The sequence below is a fragment of the Streptomyces sp. CNB091 genome (genome assembly GCF_000377965.1).
The window spans coordinates 17,623-33,253 of sequence record NZ_KB899003.1 but is presented as its reverse complement, the minus strand read 5'-3'; the positions used below and the strand labels follow the sequence as shown (position 1 = coordinate 33,253).

Annotated in this window: 12 protein-coding genes; 4 read left to right on the top strand and 8 right to left on the bottom strand. The window is 70.8% G+C overall.

Annotated elements, in window-relative coordinates; all coding sequences use genetic code 11:
- Positions 1 to 109: 109 nt before the first annotated feature.
- Positions 110 to 445 (top strand): histone-like nucleoid-structuring protein Lsr2, encoded by a 336-nt coding sequence (locus D581_RS0123810; RefSeq protein WP_003968298.1) that lies wholly within the window; start codon positions 110 to 112, stop codon positions 443 to 445.
- On the opposite strand, the gene D581_RS0123805 is transcribed toward D581_RS0123810, so the two are convergent.
- Positions 424 to 1,026 (bottom strand): SCO3374 family protein, encoded by a 603-nt coding sequence (locus D581_RS0123805; RefSeq protein ID WP_018959704.1) that lies wholly within the window; start codon positions 1,024 to 1,026, stop codon positions 424 to 426. The two genes, D581_RS0123810 and D581_RS0123805, sit on opposite strands and share 22 nt — an antisense overlap.
- Positions 1,027 to 1,476: 450 nt before the next feature.
- Here D581_RS0123805 and D581_RS0123800 point away from each other — a divergent pair, with 450 nt between their 5' ends.
- On the top strand, positions 1,477 to 4,005 hold the full coding sequence (locus D581_RS0123800) for an ATP-dependent Clp protease ATP-binding subunit (RefSeq protein WP_018959703.1): 2,529 nt from the start codon (positions 1,477 to 1,479) through the stop codon (positions 4,003 to 4,005).
- Between the two features lie 7 nt (positions 4,006 to 4,012).
- On the opposite strand, the gene D581_RS0123795 is transcribed toward D581_RS0123800, so the two are convergent.
- Positions 4,013 to 7,237, bottom strand: a complete 3,225-nt coding sequence (locus D581_RS0123795; protein WP_018959702.1) for a serine protease — start codon at positions 7,235 to 7,237, stop codon at positions 4,013 to 4,015.
- On the bottom strand, positions 7,234 to 7,650 hold the full coding sequence (locus D581_RS0123790) for a trypco2 family protein (RefSeq protein WP_018959701.1): 417 nt from the start codon (positions 7,648 to 7,650) through the stop codon (positions 7,234 to 7,236). Before D581_RS0123790 ends, D581_RS0123795 begins: the two co-directional genes overlap by 4 nt.
- Positions 7,651 to 8,107: 457 nt before the next feature.
- Between D581_RS0123790 and D581_RS0123785 the strand changes: the two genes are divergently transcribed.
- Positions 8,108 to 8,812 carry a M23 family metallopeptidase gene (locus tag D581_RS0123785; protein ID WP_018959700.1) on the top strand — a complete coding sequence of 235 codons (705 nt, stop codon included), beginning with the start codon at positions 8,108 to 8,110 and terminating at the stop codon, positions 8,810 to 8,812.
- A 265-nt stretch (positions 8,813 to 9,077) separates the two neighbouring features.
- On the opposite strand, the gene cseC is transcribed toward D581_RS0123785, so the two are convergent.
- The 5 genes from cseC to D581_RS0123760 all read right to left on the bottom strand — a co-directional run bounded on the left by cseC (position 9,078) and on the right by D581_RS0123760 (position 14,178).
- Positions 9,078 to 10,415: a two-component system sensor histidine kinase CseC gene (cseC, locus tag D581_RS0123780; protein ID WP_018959699.1), complete on the bottom strand. Its 1,338-nt coding sequence runs from the start codon at positions 10,413 to 10,415 to the stop codon at positions 9,078 to 9,080.
- Positions 10,416 to 10,470: 55 nt separating this feature from the next.
- A complete protein-coding gene (gene cseB / locus D581_RS0123775; RefSeq protein ID WP_018959698.1) occupies positions 10,471 to 11,184 on the bottom strand; it encodes a two-component system response regulator CseB in 714 nt (237 codons plus the stop codon).
- A gap of 64 nt (positions 11,185 to 11,248) precedes the next feature.
- The gene (locus tag D581_RS0123770; RefSeq protein ID WP_018959697.1) at positions 11,249 to 11,926 is read right to left on the bottom strand and encodes a hypothetical protein; all 678 of its coding nucleotides are present in this window, start codon (positions 11,924 to 11,926) and stop codon (positions 11,249 to 11,251) included.
- A 230-nt stretch (positions 11,927 to 12,156) separates the two neighbouring features.
- A complete protein-coding gene (locus D581_RS0123765) occupies positions 12,157 to 12,828 on the bottom strand; it encodes a SigE family RNA polymerase sigma factor (protein ID WP_018959696.1) in 672 nt (223 codons plus the stop codon).
- Positions 12,829 to 13,272: 444 nt separating this feature from the next.
- Entirely contained in the window at positions 13,273 to 14,178 is a 906-nt protein-coding gene (locus D581_RS0123760; RefSeq protein ID WP_026290844.1) for an HhH-GPD family protein, read from the bottom strand.
- A gap of 292 nt (positions 14,179 to 14,470) precedes the next feature.
- On the opposite strand from D581_RS0123760, the gene D581_RS0123755 reads away from it, so the two are divergent.
- Positions 14,471 to 15,217: a hypothetical protein gene (locus tag D581_RS0123755; protein ID WP_018959694.1), complete on the top strand. Its 747-nt coding sequence runs from the start codon at positions 14,471 to 14,473 to the stop codon at positions 15,215 to 15,217.
- The last annotated feature ends 414 nt before the right edge of the window (positions 15,218 to 15,631 follow it).

Here is a 15,631-nt window from a genome sequence, read left to right as displayed (position 1 = left end):
CGCACGTTTCCTGTCTTCTCGGGCTGCTGAGCCTCTGCAGGGGGTTTGTGTTTTCGAGGGAAAAGCGGTTTCCTTTCCGCGTACTCCATTTTCGATGAAAGGAAATCCCGTGGCACAGAAGGTTCAGGTCCTTCTTGTCGATGACCTCGACGGCGTCGAGGCCGATGAGACCGTCACGTTCGCCCTTGACGGCAAGACGTACGAGATCGACCTCACCACGGCCAACGCGGACAAGCTTCGCGGCCTTCTCGAGCCCTACACCAAGGGTGGACGTCGCACCGGTGGCCGTGCCGCCACGGGCCGTGGCAAGGGCCGCGCCGTGGCCGGCGGTAACAAGGACACCGCGGAAATCCGCCGGTGGGCGCGGGAGAACGGCCACAACGTGAATGACCGCGGCCGCGTCCCCGCAGAGATCCGCGAGGCTTACGAGAAGGCCAACGGCTGATCCGCTCCACCCCTTGTCGGCGCCCCGGAACGGGCGCGTGACAGCCGGACCCGATGGCATTCGGTTGCCGCGGCGTCCACCAGGCGTACGAGATCGGGGGCATCCCCACCGCTGCTCCCGAAGCCCGCGAAGGCCGGCAGCATCCTGTCGGGCGCACGCCTCGGCTCTGGGGGCCGCAGCCAGACAGCGGCCCCCGGCGAGTCCCCCGGGGCGCCCGGGAGAGGCGGGGCCGTGACGCGGCCCCCCGCGCCCACGGCGGTCAGGTCCAGGGCGACCGGGCCCCACTCCAGCCAGTCGAGCAGCCCCGGCAGCTCATCGGCGCCGCCCGCGGCGACCAGCAGCCCCATCCGCGCACCGGACAGCAGCACGGGACCGGTGCGCACCCCGCGCCGCAGCACGGCGTGACCGGCCTCGGCGGGCAGCTCCAGCACATCGAAGAGCGCCCCGGTGAGCAGTCGCAGCGGAGCCCGTCCCACGGTGGCCCAGCCCAGCTCCCTCGCGTACCGCTGAGCGAGTGCGGCGTCGGCCGAACCCGGAGCGGCGTCGGGTGACGATCGGGGCTGGGGGACGGTGGGAGGCATGTCCGATGAACAGCCGAACCGCCTCCGGGGTTACGCAGGGTCGCCAGGGAATCACGTTCAGTCCTGGCCGCGGGGGCGTGCGAGAGCGTTCAGCAGCGCAAGGATGTTCGCCCGTAGCGGAGGGAACCGGGGCGCGCCGCATGGACTGTCAGTGATTGCGGGTAAGACTTTCCTAGTGGGAAGGGGCGACACGCTGGCCGAGGCGTCTCACGTTCGCCATCGGCGTACTGGCGAAAGGGGTATCTGCCTGGCCTGCGGGAACATCGTCTCGCACCATCGGGTTGGAGCAGTTGTCAGCTGTTCGGCAGTAAGAATCCCCGCCCGGCGCGGGGTGATCCGGACGGATGTCGGCAGTTGGAATGAGCTGTCCCGTCCTGCGGGACTAGCATGCGGAAGGACTGGGAGGGGACCGACCCCTCACTGACCGACCGCTCTGAGGAGCGATTAACGATGTTCGAGAGGTTCACCGACCGCGCGCGGCGGGTTGTCGTCCTGGCTCAGGAAGAAGCCCGGATGCTCAACCACAACTACATCGGCACCGAGCACATCCTCCTGGGCCTGATCCATGAGGGTGAGGGTGTCGCCGCTAAGGCCCTGGAGAGCCTCGGGATTTCGCTCGAGGCGGTCCGCCAGCAGGTGGAGGAGATCATCGGGCAGGGGCAGCAGGCTCCTTCCGGGCACATCCCCTTCACCCCGCGAGCCAAGAAGGTCCTGGAGCTGTCGCTCCGCGAGGCACTTCAGCTGGGCCACAACTACATCGGCACCGAGCACATCCTGCTCGGCCTGATCCGCGAGGGCGAGGGCGTCGCCGCCCAGGTCCTCGTGAAGCTGGGCGCCGACCTGAACCGGGTCCGGCAGCAGGTCATCCAGCTGCTTTCCGGGTATTCGGGCGGCAAGGAGGCGGCCACCGCAGGCGGTCCCGCCGAGGGCACGCCCTCCACGTCCCTGGTGCTCGACCAGTTCGGCCGGAATCTCACCCAGGCCGCTCGTGAGTCCAAGCTCGACCCGGTCATCGGGCGCGAGAAGGAGATCGAGCGGGTCATGCAGGTGCTGTCCCGCCGGACCAAGAACAACCCGGTCCTCATCGGCGAGCCCGGCGTCGGCAAGACGGCGGTCGTCGAGGGCCTGGCCCAGGCGATCGTCAAGGGCGAGGTGCCCGAGACCCTCAAGGACAAGCACCTCTACACCCTGGACCTCGGCGCCCTGGTCGCCGGCTCCCGGTACCGAGGTGACTTCGAGGAGCGCCTGAAGAAGGTCCTCAAGGAGATCCGCACCCGCGGCGACATCATCCTGTTCATCGACGAGCTCCACACGCTCGTCGGTGCGGGTGCCGCGGAAGGCGCCATCGACGCGGCTTCGATCCTGAAGCCCATGCTGGCGCGCGGTGAGCTCCAGACCATCGGCGCCACCACGCTCGACGAGTACCGCAAGCACCTGGAGAAGGACGCCGCTCTCGAGCGCCGCTTCCAGCCCATCCAGGTCGCGGAGCCGTCGCTGCCGCACACCATCGAGATCCTCAAGGGTCTGCGCGACCGTTACGAGGCCCACCACCGGGTCTCCATCACGGACGAGGCGCTGGTCCAGGCCGCGACCCTGGCCGACCGGTACATCTCGGACCGCTTCCTGCCGGACAAGGCGATCGACCTGATCGACGAGGCCGGTTCCCGCATGCGCATCCGCCGGATGACCGCGCCGCCGGACCTCCGCGAGTTCGACGAGAAGATCGCGGGCGTCCGCCGCGACAAGGAGTCGGCCATCGACTCCCAGGACTTCGAGAAGGCGGCTTCCCTCCGCGACAAGGAGAAGCAGCTGCTGGCGGCGAAGGCCAAGCGGGAGAAGGAGTGGAAGGCCGGCGACATGGACGTCGTCGCCGAGGTCGACGGCGAGCTCATCGCCGAAGTCCTGGCCACGGCCACCGGAATCCCGGTCTTCAAGCTGACGGAGGAGGAGTCCTCCCGTCTGCTGCGCATGGAGGACGAGCTCCACAAGCGCGTCATCGGGCAGAAGGACGCCATCAAGGCCCTTTCGCAGGCGATCCGCCGTACGCGAGCCGGTCTGAAGGACCCGAAGCGCCCCGGTGGCTCGTTCATCTTCGCCGGCCCGTCCGGTGTCGGTAAGACCGAGCTCTCCAAGACGCTCGCCGAATTCCTCTTCGGCGACGAGGACGCGCTGATCTCCCTCGACATGTCGGAGTTCAGCGAGAAGCACACGGTTTCCCGTCTCTTCGGTTCGCCCCCCGGCTACGTGGGCTACGAGGAGGGCGGGCAGCTCACCGAGAAGGTGCGCCGCAAGCCGTTCTCCGTCGTCCTCTTCGACGAGGTCGAGAAGGCCCACCCCGATATCTTCAATTCCCTGCTCCAGATTCTGGAGGACGGTCGCCTGACCGACTCCCAGGGCCGGGTCGTGGACTTCAAGAACACGGTCATCATCATGACGACCAACCTCGGGACCCGGGACATCTCGAAGGGCTTCAACCTGGGCTTCGCCGCCCAGGGCGACGTCAAGACGAACTACGAGCGGATGAAGACCAAGGTCAACGAGGAGCTCAAGCAGCACTTCCGGCCGGAATTCCTCAACCGTGTCGACGACACGGTCGTCTTCCACCAGCTGACCGAGGAAGACATCATCCAGATCGTCGACCTCATGCTCGCCAAGGTCGACGAGCGCCTCAGGGACCGCGACATGGGCATCGAGCTCAGCGGCGAGGCCAAGATGCTGCTCGCCAAGAAGGGCTACGACCCCGTGATGGGCGCCCGGCCGCTGCGCCGGACGATCCAGCGGCAGATCGAGGACATCCTCTCGGAGAAGATCCTCTTCGGTGAGCTGCGTCCCGGTCACATCGTGGTCGTGGGCACCGAGGGCGAGGGTGACGAGAAGACGTTCACCTTCCGCGGCGAGGAGAAGTCGGCTCTGCCCGACGTCCCGCCGATCGAGCAGGCGGCAGGCGGCGCCGGCCCGAACCTCACGAAGGACGCGTGACACGCGCCTAGGGCGTCAGCCCGAGCGTGTGTGAAGGGGCTGCCCCGGAACCGGTATCCGTACCGGTCCGGGGCAGCCCCTTTTCGGTGTCCAGCACTGTCAGCACCAGACCCGGCCAGTTGCGCAGCTGCATGAGGTCTGCCGGTGTAGACGCGGCGGCGTTGTGCAATGTGAGCGACCGGAGTGCGGGGAAGGTCTGCCGCAGGAGAGGCAGGCATTCCCCGTCATCGAGGTTGTCGAGAGTGAGGTGTTCGACGGAGGGAACCGGCCCGGCAGCGCGGCAGTCGGCAGCCGACGGGGCTGAGGCGAGCTTGAGGAGGACGATGCCCGCGTGCGCTCGTAACTCCGCTGCCACATCGGTGAACGAGGCGGGCCGGGACAGGGCTAGCGACGTCAGCGATTCCCAGCACGCGAGCCCCTCCAGGCTGATGGGACTGTCGCAGTGCATGCTCAAGTAGATGACTCGGGGGAGGGCCGGTAACTCGTCCAGCCGGGCCGGACCACAGTGGTACAGGCCCAGGCTGTCCAGCGCCGCGAAGTCCATCAGCGCATCGAAATCCTGGATGGCGGAGCATCTCGACAGATGGAGAAGCACCAGGTCCGGCACGGACGAGGCCACCACGCCGAGGTCACTGATCAGCTGGTTGTCATCGAACCCCAGTCGGGTGAGGCAGTGAGCCTCGAAGGCCTTTCGGAACTCCGCCTCAGAAATATCGCCTCTCATCAGGACCTGGTCGATGTCCGTCAAGCGAGGCAGGTAGCTCACGTGTTTGCGGGAGACCAGAACGAAGTCCCCTGCGAGTCGGCAGATCTCGAGTACCTCGGACGCGTACTCGTCCGGCGGGAAGTTGCTCCAGTCCCTGATGAACTCGTGGCCCAGATCGGGTCGCGCCAATGCCCATGCGCGAGCACGCGGGACTGCCGCCTGGCCTCCGATCCTTCCCAGTAACTGGATGACACGGCGAACCGATGGGTGATCAGCGGGCAGGTTCTCCGGATCTGGCAGAAATTCCAGTGCGGCCTCGCCCAGGCGGCTCAGGGCCTCCACTTGGTCCTCGTCCGCAGGCGGGAACAGTGCCGCCGTACGCTGCCGGACCCGTTGACTCACCACCTCGTCCAGCCAGACCGCGTGCTCGGCGCACAGGGCGGCCAGGACGTGGAGGTGTGCCCGGTCGGCTGTGTTCTCCGAGTAATAGAAGCCGGCGTCCAGTAACCCTTGTACCAGCGTGGCCAGTTCTCGGCGTCCGCAATGACCCGCCGCCAACAGGACCACGTCCTGCCAGGGCTCCTCGTCCGCGTGCCGCAGCAGTTCGTTGAGGTGATCGTCCTCGACGAGTTCTTTCGCGGCCAGGTAATCCTGAAACGTCCGGTGGATGAACTGGTAGGCGCCGTCGGCGCGCTCCTGGAGCAGACCGCTGCGGTTGAGCAGATGGGTGAGGATCTGCTCGGGCGGGCCCTGGGGCCTGACCCGGTCCATTCCCGTCAGCGCGCGGCCGAGTTGGCGCAGCGCCTGGCCCCGGGTGAACTCAGACTGGCCTTCGCGGACCAGCCAGACGGCGATCCGCTGGAGGAGCTGGGTGGATTCCTCGACGTCCAGCTCGATGCCCTCGGGGTCCGCGATCCGACGGCGATGGTCGCGCTGGCCCAGAAGCATCTCCAGCGCCGAGCGGTACAGCTTCCAGCGGGTCTCCGGGAGGAAGCCGTCGCGGCGGCGGTGCAGCGCGCAGATCACCGCGCAGAGCAGCGGTGTACGGGCCAGGTCACGGAGCGTGGGATTCTGGTCGAACTGGCGGGACAGGTCGCGTTCGAGTGCGTCGAGCCGCTCAGCATCGTCCTGCTCGGACAGTCGGGCCGCCCGGTGCCAGGAAGCCACGAACGTCTGGATGTCCTCATTGCGCATCGGCAGCAGCCGCAGTTCCGCGAAGCCCTCGGTGCGCAGCCAGTCCGCCTCGACAGCGAGCGGTCGTACGGTCGCGACGCACCGGGTGTCCGGGTAGCGGGCCAGCAGCTGGGTGAGCCAGGAATGCGCCTGCTCGCGCTCCTCCGGCGGTACCTCGTCCAGCCCGTCCACCAGGAGCAGCGCCCGCCCCGACTCCAAGACCCGGCCCGCCCAGCCCTCCGGCGCCCCGTCGACCACCAGTCCCGCCGCACCCGACAGCTCGGCCGGGCCCGGGAAGGTCGCCCCGCGGGCCCGTAGGGTGCGCACGGGCACCACGAAGGGGACCAGCCCGTTGAGTGGGGCCAGGTCGTCGTCGAGGGTGCGGGCCGAGGCGTGGGCGGCAAGCCACCACAGCAGCGTTGTCTTGCCCGCCCCCGCCTCGCCGCGCAGCAGGACACGGGGCCGGTCGGCGAGGAGGGTGTGGACGCGTTGGGGGAGGGGTGGGGCGTGGGCCGCGGGGGGCCCGGGAGCGGCCCGGTCCTGCGCCTGGGCCTCCAGGCTGAGGTAGGCGGTGTCCAGGTCCCACTCGGCGTCGTGCCGGCTCAGCTCGTCCAGGCCGAAGATCTTCGTGCGGCGGTAGGCGACGCCGAGAGCTTGCGCGTACTCCGCCTCATACCGCAGGTCTCTCGGGAAGTTGCCGTGGACGCGTTCCTCGCGCAGCAGGGCGCCGGCCCTGCGGTAGGCCTGAAGGAAGCGCTCCGCCGCGAGGACCGGGCCGAGCGGTACGCACTCGACGCGGCGGCCCCCGCGCTGCTGCGGAACCCCGCGGGCGAGACCCAGGAGGATGTCCCCGGCGAAGACAGGGCCGCCGGAGAGTCCGGACAGGGCCGGGGACTCGTCGTCCGGGCGGACGGCGGGTGGGCTGTCCAGGTCGCAGACCAACAGGTCACGCACGCGGCCCGCCATGGGCAGGACGGTCACCGTGTACTGGTCCACCTCCAGGCTCCTGCGGCGGCCGCCACCGTAGCGCTGCACACGTGGGAAGCCGGTGATCTCGCACCCCGGGATCGCCTCGCGGGTGTCCAGCACGCCGAGCCGCGCCGGGGGGATCGGCTGCACCGGCTCGGTGGCCTCCAGCAAGGCCACGTCCAGCCGGTAGTCGATCCAGGTGACGGTGGCCCGTATCCGGTCCGGGAGCGCGGGGTGGGCGATGAGGACGGAGCCGGACTTGACGACATGGGCGCAGGTCAGGACCAGCCGGTCGGTGAGCAGAACGCCGCTGCCCTGGAGGTCGCCGGAGACGACCACCGTGCGGTCGGCGAAATGGGTGGCGGTGGTGTGCGGCGCACTCACGGGCGCCCCGCCCCGTCACCGAACCCCGCCGTCGAACCGTCGTCCTCCGTCCCGATCTCCCACGCCTCGCCCGTGGCGGCGTTGCGCGGGGTCAGGGTGAAGGCCACCTTGTGCGTGCGGCCCGTGGTGCGGGCGACGTCCGCGCCCGCCTCGACCACCCACGCCTTCACCTTGCCGCCCGTCCTGGCCTCCCGGCGCAGTTCGAGGGTGAACTCCATCTGGATGTCGCCGACCGCGAACGAGACCGGGTGGTCCGTGGCCCGGGTCGCCGCGTCGATGAGCTGGTTGCGGATGGACGCGACGGCATCGGCGAGCTCGATGCCGTCCAGCGCGTGGCTGCCCGGTGCGTGCGTGTCCGGTACGTGGGTTTCCGGTGCGCGGGTCTCCGGTACGTGGGTGTTCTCGGCCGTCATGGGGTCCCCCCGGGGTGCGGTGCCGCTTTCCCGTCAGCGTAGTGAAGTAGCAGGCCGAAGGTCCCGAATCGGAAGGACCTAGGTCCCACCGGCGGTGACAAGGCGCACAGGCCGAAACAGGCCTACTACCCAAGCTAGGAGAAGAGGCCGTGAGCGGCCGCGGGACCTTCGGCCCGGCCTCGGCGGGCCCTTCCGAGGTTCTGGGCGGTACGGCCTTTTCGCGGTGCCATGTCCGGAAAAGTGCTTATGGAGCAGGCGTTAAACGTCTTCCGTGCGAAGGATTTCGTGGCCCGCGTCGACTCCCCGCAAAGGGACAAGCGCGACGAATTCCCCCAGTCCTCTCTACGGCTTTTCTTCGTAGATGGGGTGTTTGAGCACCGGCGGGGGTGCGGGTTACCAAGGTGGAGCAAGCCCGGACAGCACGCCGGGTCCACTCACCTCCGGAGGACTTCCTCGTATGAAGCGCGCAACGAACCAGCACACCATCCGCCCGTCCGCCCTCCGCGTCCGTGGCGCCGTCCTGGCCGCCGGCCTGGGAGCGTCCGTGGTGCTGGGTGCCGGAACGGCGTTCGCGTCCAGCGGCAGTGAAGCCGCTGCCGCTCCCCTGGCCGCGGGCACGACCGCCAACTCCGTCGCCGCGCAGGCGACCGCGCAGGGCAAGGCCGCCGAGGCGGCCGCGAAGAAGGCCTCCGACGCGAAGAAGAAGGCCGAGGACAAGAAGAAGGCCGCGAAGAAGAACGCCGCCTCCTGGAAGTCCCCGGTCAAGAAGTACACGCTGAGCGCCAGCTACGGCACCGGCGGCGCCCGCTGGGCCGCCAAGCACTCCGGCCAGGACTTCGCCGTGCCGGTCGGCACCACGGTCACGGCCGTCCACAAGGGCACCGTCGTGAAGGCCGGCCCGAACGGCGCCGGCGACGGCCCCGCGTACGGCAACGCCGTCGTGATCAAGCACTCCAACGGCAAGTACTCGCAGTACGCGCACCTGTCGACGGTCAACGTGAAGGTCGGCGAGACCGTGAAGACGGGCGAGAAGATCGCCCTGTCCGGCAACACCGGAAACTCCAGCGGCCCGCACCTGCACTTCGAGATCCGCACCAGCCCGAACTACGGCTCGGCGCTGAACCCGGCCGCGTTCCTCCGCTCGGTGCACGTCTCCATCTGATCCGGCCGGCGTAACCGCGCGGCCACGCCGGAGCCCCGTGCCCGGCGGACGCGCAGCACAACCGAAAAGAGTCAGTGGACCCGTTACACCCCGGTACCCGGGGCGTGCGCCCGGGTCACCCGTCCGACGGCGACGTCGAGGACAGCCTCACGGCTCACTCCTCGGGGTCGCCGTCGGCGTTCCACCACACCGTCCACCGTGGGTCCGGCTCAGTCCGGCCCCCACCGTGGGTCCGGCTCAGTCCGGCCTCCACCGTGCGTCCGGCTCAGTCCGACGCCGGCCGCTGGTCCGCCATCCGCAGCACCGGGAAGCTCCCGGTGACCGTCGGCGCGTGTTCCGGCAGCCAGAGCACCGCGATCGCCCCGCCCGTGCCCTCCGCCGCGCCCGAGGGCGCCGCGTTGCGGAAGGTCAGCCGGGCCCCCAGCACCCTCGCCTGGCCCGCCGCGATCGTCAGGCCGAGACCGTGCCCGTGCCCGGCCCGGTCCATGCTTCCGGTACGGAACCGGCTCGGCCCGTCGCGCAGCAGCTCCTCAGGGAATCCCGGACCGTGGTCGCGGACCCGCACCACCCGGCCCTCGACCGTGACCTCCACCGGGGTCGAGCCGTGCTTGGCGGCGTTCCCCAGCAGATTGCCGAGGATGCGCTCCAGCCGGCGCGGATCGGTGGACACCCACGACTCGTGCACCACCCGCACGGTCACCTCGGGGTTCAGCAGGCCTATCCGGCGGCTGACGAACTCGCCGAGCGGCAGCTCCTGGAGCTCCGCCCGCTCCGAGGCGCTGTCCAGGCGGGCCACCTCCAGCACGTCCTCGACCAGCGTCCGCATCGCCTGCGCCCGGTCCCGTACCAGCTCGGTGGGGCGGCCCGGCGGCAGCAGCTCGGCCGCCGTGAGCAGCCCGGTCACCGGGGTACGCAGCTCATGGGCGATGTCCGCGGTGACCCGGCGCTCCGCCTCGATGCGCTCGTTCAACGCGTCGGTCAGCGCGTCGACCGCCCGCGCCAGCTCGTCGGTCTCGTCGCGGACGACCCCACCGACGGCCTCCCTGACCCGTACGTCCGTCTGCCCCTCGGCGACCCGGCCCGCCGCTGCCGCCGCCTTGCGCAGCCGGCGCGAGAGCTGGCCGCCGATGAGGACCCCGAGCGCGCAGCCGCCGAAGACCACCGAGACCGAGCCGATGATCAGGGCCCGGTCCAGGTCGTCCATGATCGTGGCGGAGCGGTCCGCGAACCGGGAGTGCAGCGAGAGCACGTCCCCGCCGGCCAGCGGAACCGCCGCCCAGACCTCGGGGACCCCGTCGGAGCCCTGCGTCACGTGGGTGGCCCGGCGGTTCTTGCGGACCTCGTCGCGCAGGCTCGGCGGGATCCCCGGGTCGTTGAGCTTCGCCCCGAACTTCGGCCCGCCCTTCTGCATGCTCGTCGCCTCGTAGAACCGCTGGGCGCCCAGCAGCCGCTCCAGCTGTACCTCGCGGGCGTTCTCGATCATCGAGACGCGGGCCGCGTTGTGCACCACGAGGCTCAGCGCCACCGCGACGAGCGCGCCCACCGCCGCGATGGCGATGCTGATCTTCCAGCGGACCCCGGTCCGCAGGGCCAGTCGCTTCATGCGCGCCCCACCGGTCGCTCCGTCCCCACTGGTCGCTTCGTCCGCGCGGGCCGCTTCATCCGCGGAGCTTGTAGCCGAAGCCGCGGACCGTGTCGATCCGGTCCTGGCCGATCTTGGTGCGCAGCCGCTGGACGTGGACGTCCACGACCCGGGTGTCCCCGCCCCAGCCGTAGTCCCAGACCCGCTCCAGGAGCTTGTCGCGGGACAGGACGGTGCCCGGCGCGGACGAGAACTCCAGCAGCAGCCGCATCTCGGTGGGTGTCAGCGCCACCTGCTCACCGGCGCGCCGCACCTCCATGCCGTCCGTGTCGACCTCCAGATCGCCGAAGACCAGCACTCCGCCGAACGTCTCGGCCTCCCCCTCCGCACCGCCCTGGCCCAGCCCGTCCGGTCCGGCCGCGTGGCCGAAGCGGCGCAGCACCGCCCGGATGCGGGCCACCAGGACCGCTCCGTCGAAGGGCTTGGTGACGTAGTCGTCCGCCCCGGCCTCCAGACCCAGCACCACGTCGATCGAGTCGGCCCGCGCGGAGAGCATGATCACCGGGACGGTCGACTCGTCCCGGATGCGGCGGCACAGGCTCACCCCGTCAAGGCCCGGGACCATCACGTCGAGCAGGGCGATGTCCGGCCGGTCGGCGCGGAACGCCTCCAGACCGGAGAGCCCGTCGGGCATCGCGGTGACCGTGAAGCCGACCCGCTCCAGGGCGAGCTGGGTGGCCTCGCGGATCACGTCGTCGTCCTCGACGAAGAGGACGTGGGTCTCGGCCATGGGGCTGCTTCTCGCTTTCCGTTCCCGCCCGGTTGCACCGGCACGGCTTCGTGCCTGCCCGGTCTCAGTTCCTGTCCTGCTCCACCGGCGCCTCCGACGGAACCGGTTCCACCGGGTCCACCGGCTCCGACTGCACCGGCAGCTCGCCGTCCGTGCCCTCGACGGCACGGCTGAAGTCGTTGTGCACCCGGTCGTGCTCGGTGAAGCGGTCGCTCGCCCAACGGTAGGTGACCACCTCCGAGCCGGACGGGTACGCCAGCGGATCCTTCGACCCGTAGACCTGGGTCGTCACCACCAGGTCGCCCCGGTCGATCGTCCCGTAGACGGCGGGGACCTCGGCCGCGAAGACGTTCTCGTACGAGCCGTCGCCGTCCGCCCGGTACACATACGTTCCGACGCCCACCGAGTCGGCGCAGCTCATCACGTTGACCACCACGTCGGCGGCCCGGCCGCCCGTCAACGACCCGTAGGAGGTGTCGACCGGATAAGCCTTGCCCGCGCAGGGCTTGAGCCCGTCCCTGACCTGCTCGCCCACCTTGGGGTCGCCCTTGAGCAGCCGTACGGCGTCGACCCGCCTGACGGGCGGGGTCGTGCCGGAAGGGCTGGCCTGGGGGGTGATCTGGGCGACCGGCTGACTGCCGGCGGGGCCCTCGTCCCGGGTGCCGGTGCCGCCCGTGGTGCAGCCGACGCCGAACAGCCCGAAGGCGACGAGTCCGGCCAAGGCCGTGCCACTCGCCGCCATACCGCTCCGGAACCGCCGGCTCCGGCCCGGTCTCCCCGGATCGTCACCGTCGTCCGGGCTCCCGGAACCACTCACGGACGCACCACTCGGGGGGCATCTGGTGAAGGAGGAACCACTCAGGGAGGAGTTGGAGGAGCTGTTCGAGGAGGAATCACTCGACGCAGGGCCCCTCCTGGAAACGCTGCCCAAGGAATCGTCCCCGAAGCCGCCCCCGCCGCCGCTGCTGCCACTCAGGCCGCGCACCGCTCCATCCCCCGCTCGTCGTGACGCCCGTTGCGCTGCGCCGGTGTATGTGCCCTCGCCCCCGGCACCGTCGTGACGGGCGACCGCTGGGCGGGGACACGGGCGGAGGCGACCGGCGCCGCGCTCCGGTGGCCCCCGGTCTCCCGGGCGACCGCCTCGCGGCTGACCAGATCGCGGCTCTCCAGCTCCTGGCGCAGTCGTGCCAGGGCCCGGTGCAGCGTGCTCTTGACCGTACCGGCCGACATGCCGAGCGCCGCGGCCGTCTCCTCCGTGCTCATCTGCTCCCAGTGTCGCAGCACGACGACGCTGCGCTGCTTGGGAGCCAGAATGCCCAGAATGTCCATCAGGAGGGCGCGGTCGGCGCGCTGCTCGCTGCCGTCGTCGACACTCGCGTCGGGCAGCTGCTCGGTCGGGACCTCTTCCAGCTTGCGCGCCCGCCACCACTCGGTACGGGTGTTGATCATGACGCGGCGCAGGTAGGCGTCGGCCAGCGACTTGTCGGCGATGCCGTCCCAGCGGCCGTAGGTGCGCACCAGGGCGGTCTGCAGCAGGTCCTGGGCATCCACAGGGTCGGGAACCAGACGGCGCGCGCTGCGCAGCAGCGCCTCCTGCCGCGTGCGTACGTAGTCCTCGAATGCGAGCACCTCGCCCTGCGCCATGACAACCGCCTCCGTCCCCGAACATCCCCGTGTCACCGCCGGGCCGCGGGTGTTCCGCGCGGTCCGGCCGTCCTGCTGTCGGAGACGCTACGGAGGCGTTGTCACGGCGATGTGCGGAGCAGCCGTAGGCCGGTGCACGGCTGCCCATCGGTTGTGTAACAGCGCAGGAGGGGACGTTTCCGCGGACCGGGGCCAGGGGCCGGGGCCCGCGGTCACGGGCTACGGAGACGCTACGGATCACGGGCCAGGCACCGCGCACAGCTCACCGCGCCCGCGCCCGCGGATCACGGATCACGGATCACGGATCGCGGATCCCGGATCACGGATCGCGGATCACGGATCGCGGATCACGGATCGCGGATCACGGATCACGGATTACGGATTACGGATTACGGATCACGGACTACGCCCGGGGGCCCGGCGCAGAGGGCCCGGGCCCGGGGATCAGGTCAGTGGCAGCCGGTACCGGCCGTCGGCCAGCGGCTCGACCAGTCCGTCGGCCACCAGCCCGTCCAGCGCACGGGCCCGCTGCACCGGCTCCTCCCACACCGCGTCCAGCGCGGCCTGGGCCACGGGGCTCACTGAGTCCCGCAACACCGCCAGCAGCCGCCCGCGCACCTGGCGGTCGGTGCCGGCGTACGTCTGGCCCTTGCGCGGCGGACCCTGGTGCGCGGGCTTCCCGGCCAGCCGCCAGGCGCACCGCGAGGCGATCGGGCACCGGTCGCAGTCCTCGTTGCGCGCGGTGCACACGAGGGCGCCCAGCTCCATCGTGGCCGCCGCCCAGCGCGCCGCCCGCTCGTCCTCCTCGGGCAGCAGCGCCCGCGCGAGCTTGCGCTCGGCGGCCGTGGTCGCGTTCGGCGGGTACTGGACGCCGGAAGCGGCGCGGGCGAACACCCGGCGGACGTTCGTGTCGAGCACCGCGTGCCGCTGTCCGTACGCGAACGAGGCCACGGCCGCCGCCGTGTACTCGCCGATCCCGGGCAGCGCCAGCAGCTGGGCGTGCTCGCTCGGCACATCGCCGCCGTGCCGTTCCGTTATCGCCTGCGCGGCCCCGTGCAGGCGTAGCGCACGGCGCGGGTAGCCGAGCCGGCCCCAGGCGCGGACCGCCTCCCCGGGCGCCTCGGCGGCCAGGTCGGCGGGGCGGGGCCAGCGGGCGAGCCACTGTTCGTACACCGGGAGGACCCGGCTCACCGGGGTCTGCTGCAGCATGAACTCGCTCACCATCACCGACCAGGCGCCCGCTTCGGGGCGGCGCCAGGGCAGATCGCGGGCATGCTGCTCGAACCACCCGATGACGGGGGCGTGGAGGGAGGCGGCGGGGGGCGTCTGTGTCGAAGTCATGGCAGTCATCGCACGGACGATCCTGGCACGGAAGAGGGAGCGGCGGTCACGGGCAGGGGAGTGTCGGCCCACGCGGCGGCCCAGGGGGTGACAACGCCACCCGTTCTGTCCCCTGTGACCGGATCCCCGTGATGATGATCGGCAAAACTTGCTGCCGGAGCGGCGGGTGGGGCCTGAGCGGGCCCGGATCTCTCGTAGAGTTCGGGACGTGGGATCTATGCGCAATCCGGTCGGTCCGCTTCCCTCCAGCATCTACTGGCGACGGAGGGCGGTAGCGGGACTTCTGGTTGCGCTGCTCGCCGTGTTGATCGCCTGGGGCGTGACGTCCGGAGGCGGTGGGGGAAACCGGAGCGACGGCAAGTCCGGCGGCTCCGATCCGGTCGAGTCGATCACTCCCGGGCCGTCGGGCTCGGGCCCCGCGATCAGCCAACAGCCGGGCGGCCGCGACGAGTCGGGTGCGGACGGCGGCTCGGGGGGCTCGGGCGGGCCGGGCGGCTCCGACGGTGGCGCGGGCGCGTCCTCCGGCGGCGCGGGCGACGGGGCCTCGTCCGACGGGGCGTCAACGGGCGGTGCGGGCACGGCCGGTTCGGGTGCGGGCGGCGGCGGCACGGCCGGCCAGCAGGTCCCGGCCGGCTCCCCGCTCCCCGAGTGCAAGCCCGACGCGGTGCGGTTGAGCCTGCGGACGAAGGTCAGTTACGGCCCCGAAGACAAGCCGAAGTTCGAACTGATCGCCAAGAACACCTCGTCGGCCGCCTGCAAGGCCGACCTCGGGCCGAAGAGCGCGGTCCTCACGGTGACCGAGGCCGGCGGCGAGGACGACGATCCGATCTGGTCCTCGAAGGACTGCCCCGCCGCGGCCGGTCCGCTGTTCCTGAAGGTTCCGGCGGGCGCGACGGTGATCCACACGGTCGACTGGAACCGCACGCTGTCCGCCCCCGGCTGTGCGACCCCGCCGACCGGCAAGGCCGGCCCGGGGACGTACCTCCTGGAGGCGAAGACCCCGGGCGAGGCGGTCCAGAGGGCGTCGTTCGTCCTCGCGAAGGACTGACCCCTCCCAGCCCACCTCGGACCCCCTTCAGCCCGTCCGGCCATCTCCAGCCCGTCCGGCGTTTGAGGACGGAACCCCCGGGCCTGGGCGGGTGGCGTCTGCGGGTCCTGGGGGCCGGTGAACCCAGCCCGTCCGGCGCTTGAGGACGGACCCCCTGCGCGGGCGGGCGACGAGCCTGTGAGGTCGGGCAGGCCCGGTAATCCCAGCCTGTCCGGCGTTTGAGGACGGAACCGTGCACGGGGGCGGGCGGTGCGCCTACGGGTCGGGCGGGCCCGGTAATCCCAGCCCGTCCGGCGTTTGAGGACGGAACCGTCCACGCGGACGGGCGAAGCCCTCACGGGGCCGGGCGAGCCCGTATGAGCGCCGCCCGCCCAGGCCCGGGGTTCCGTCCTCAAACGCCGGACGGGCTGGTTG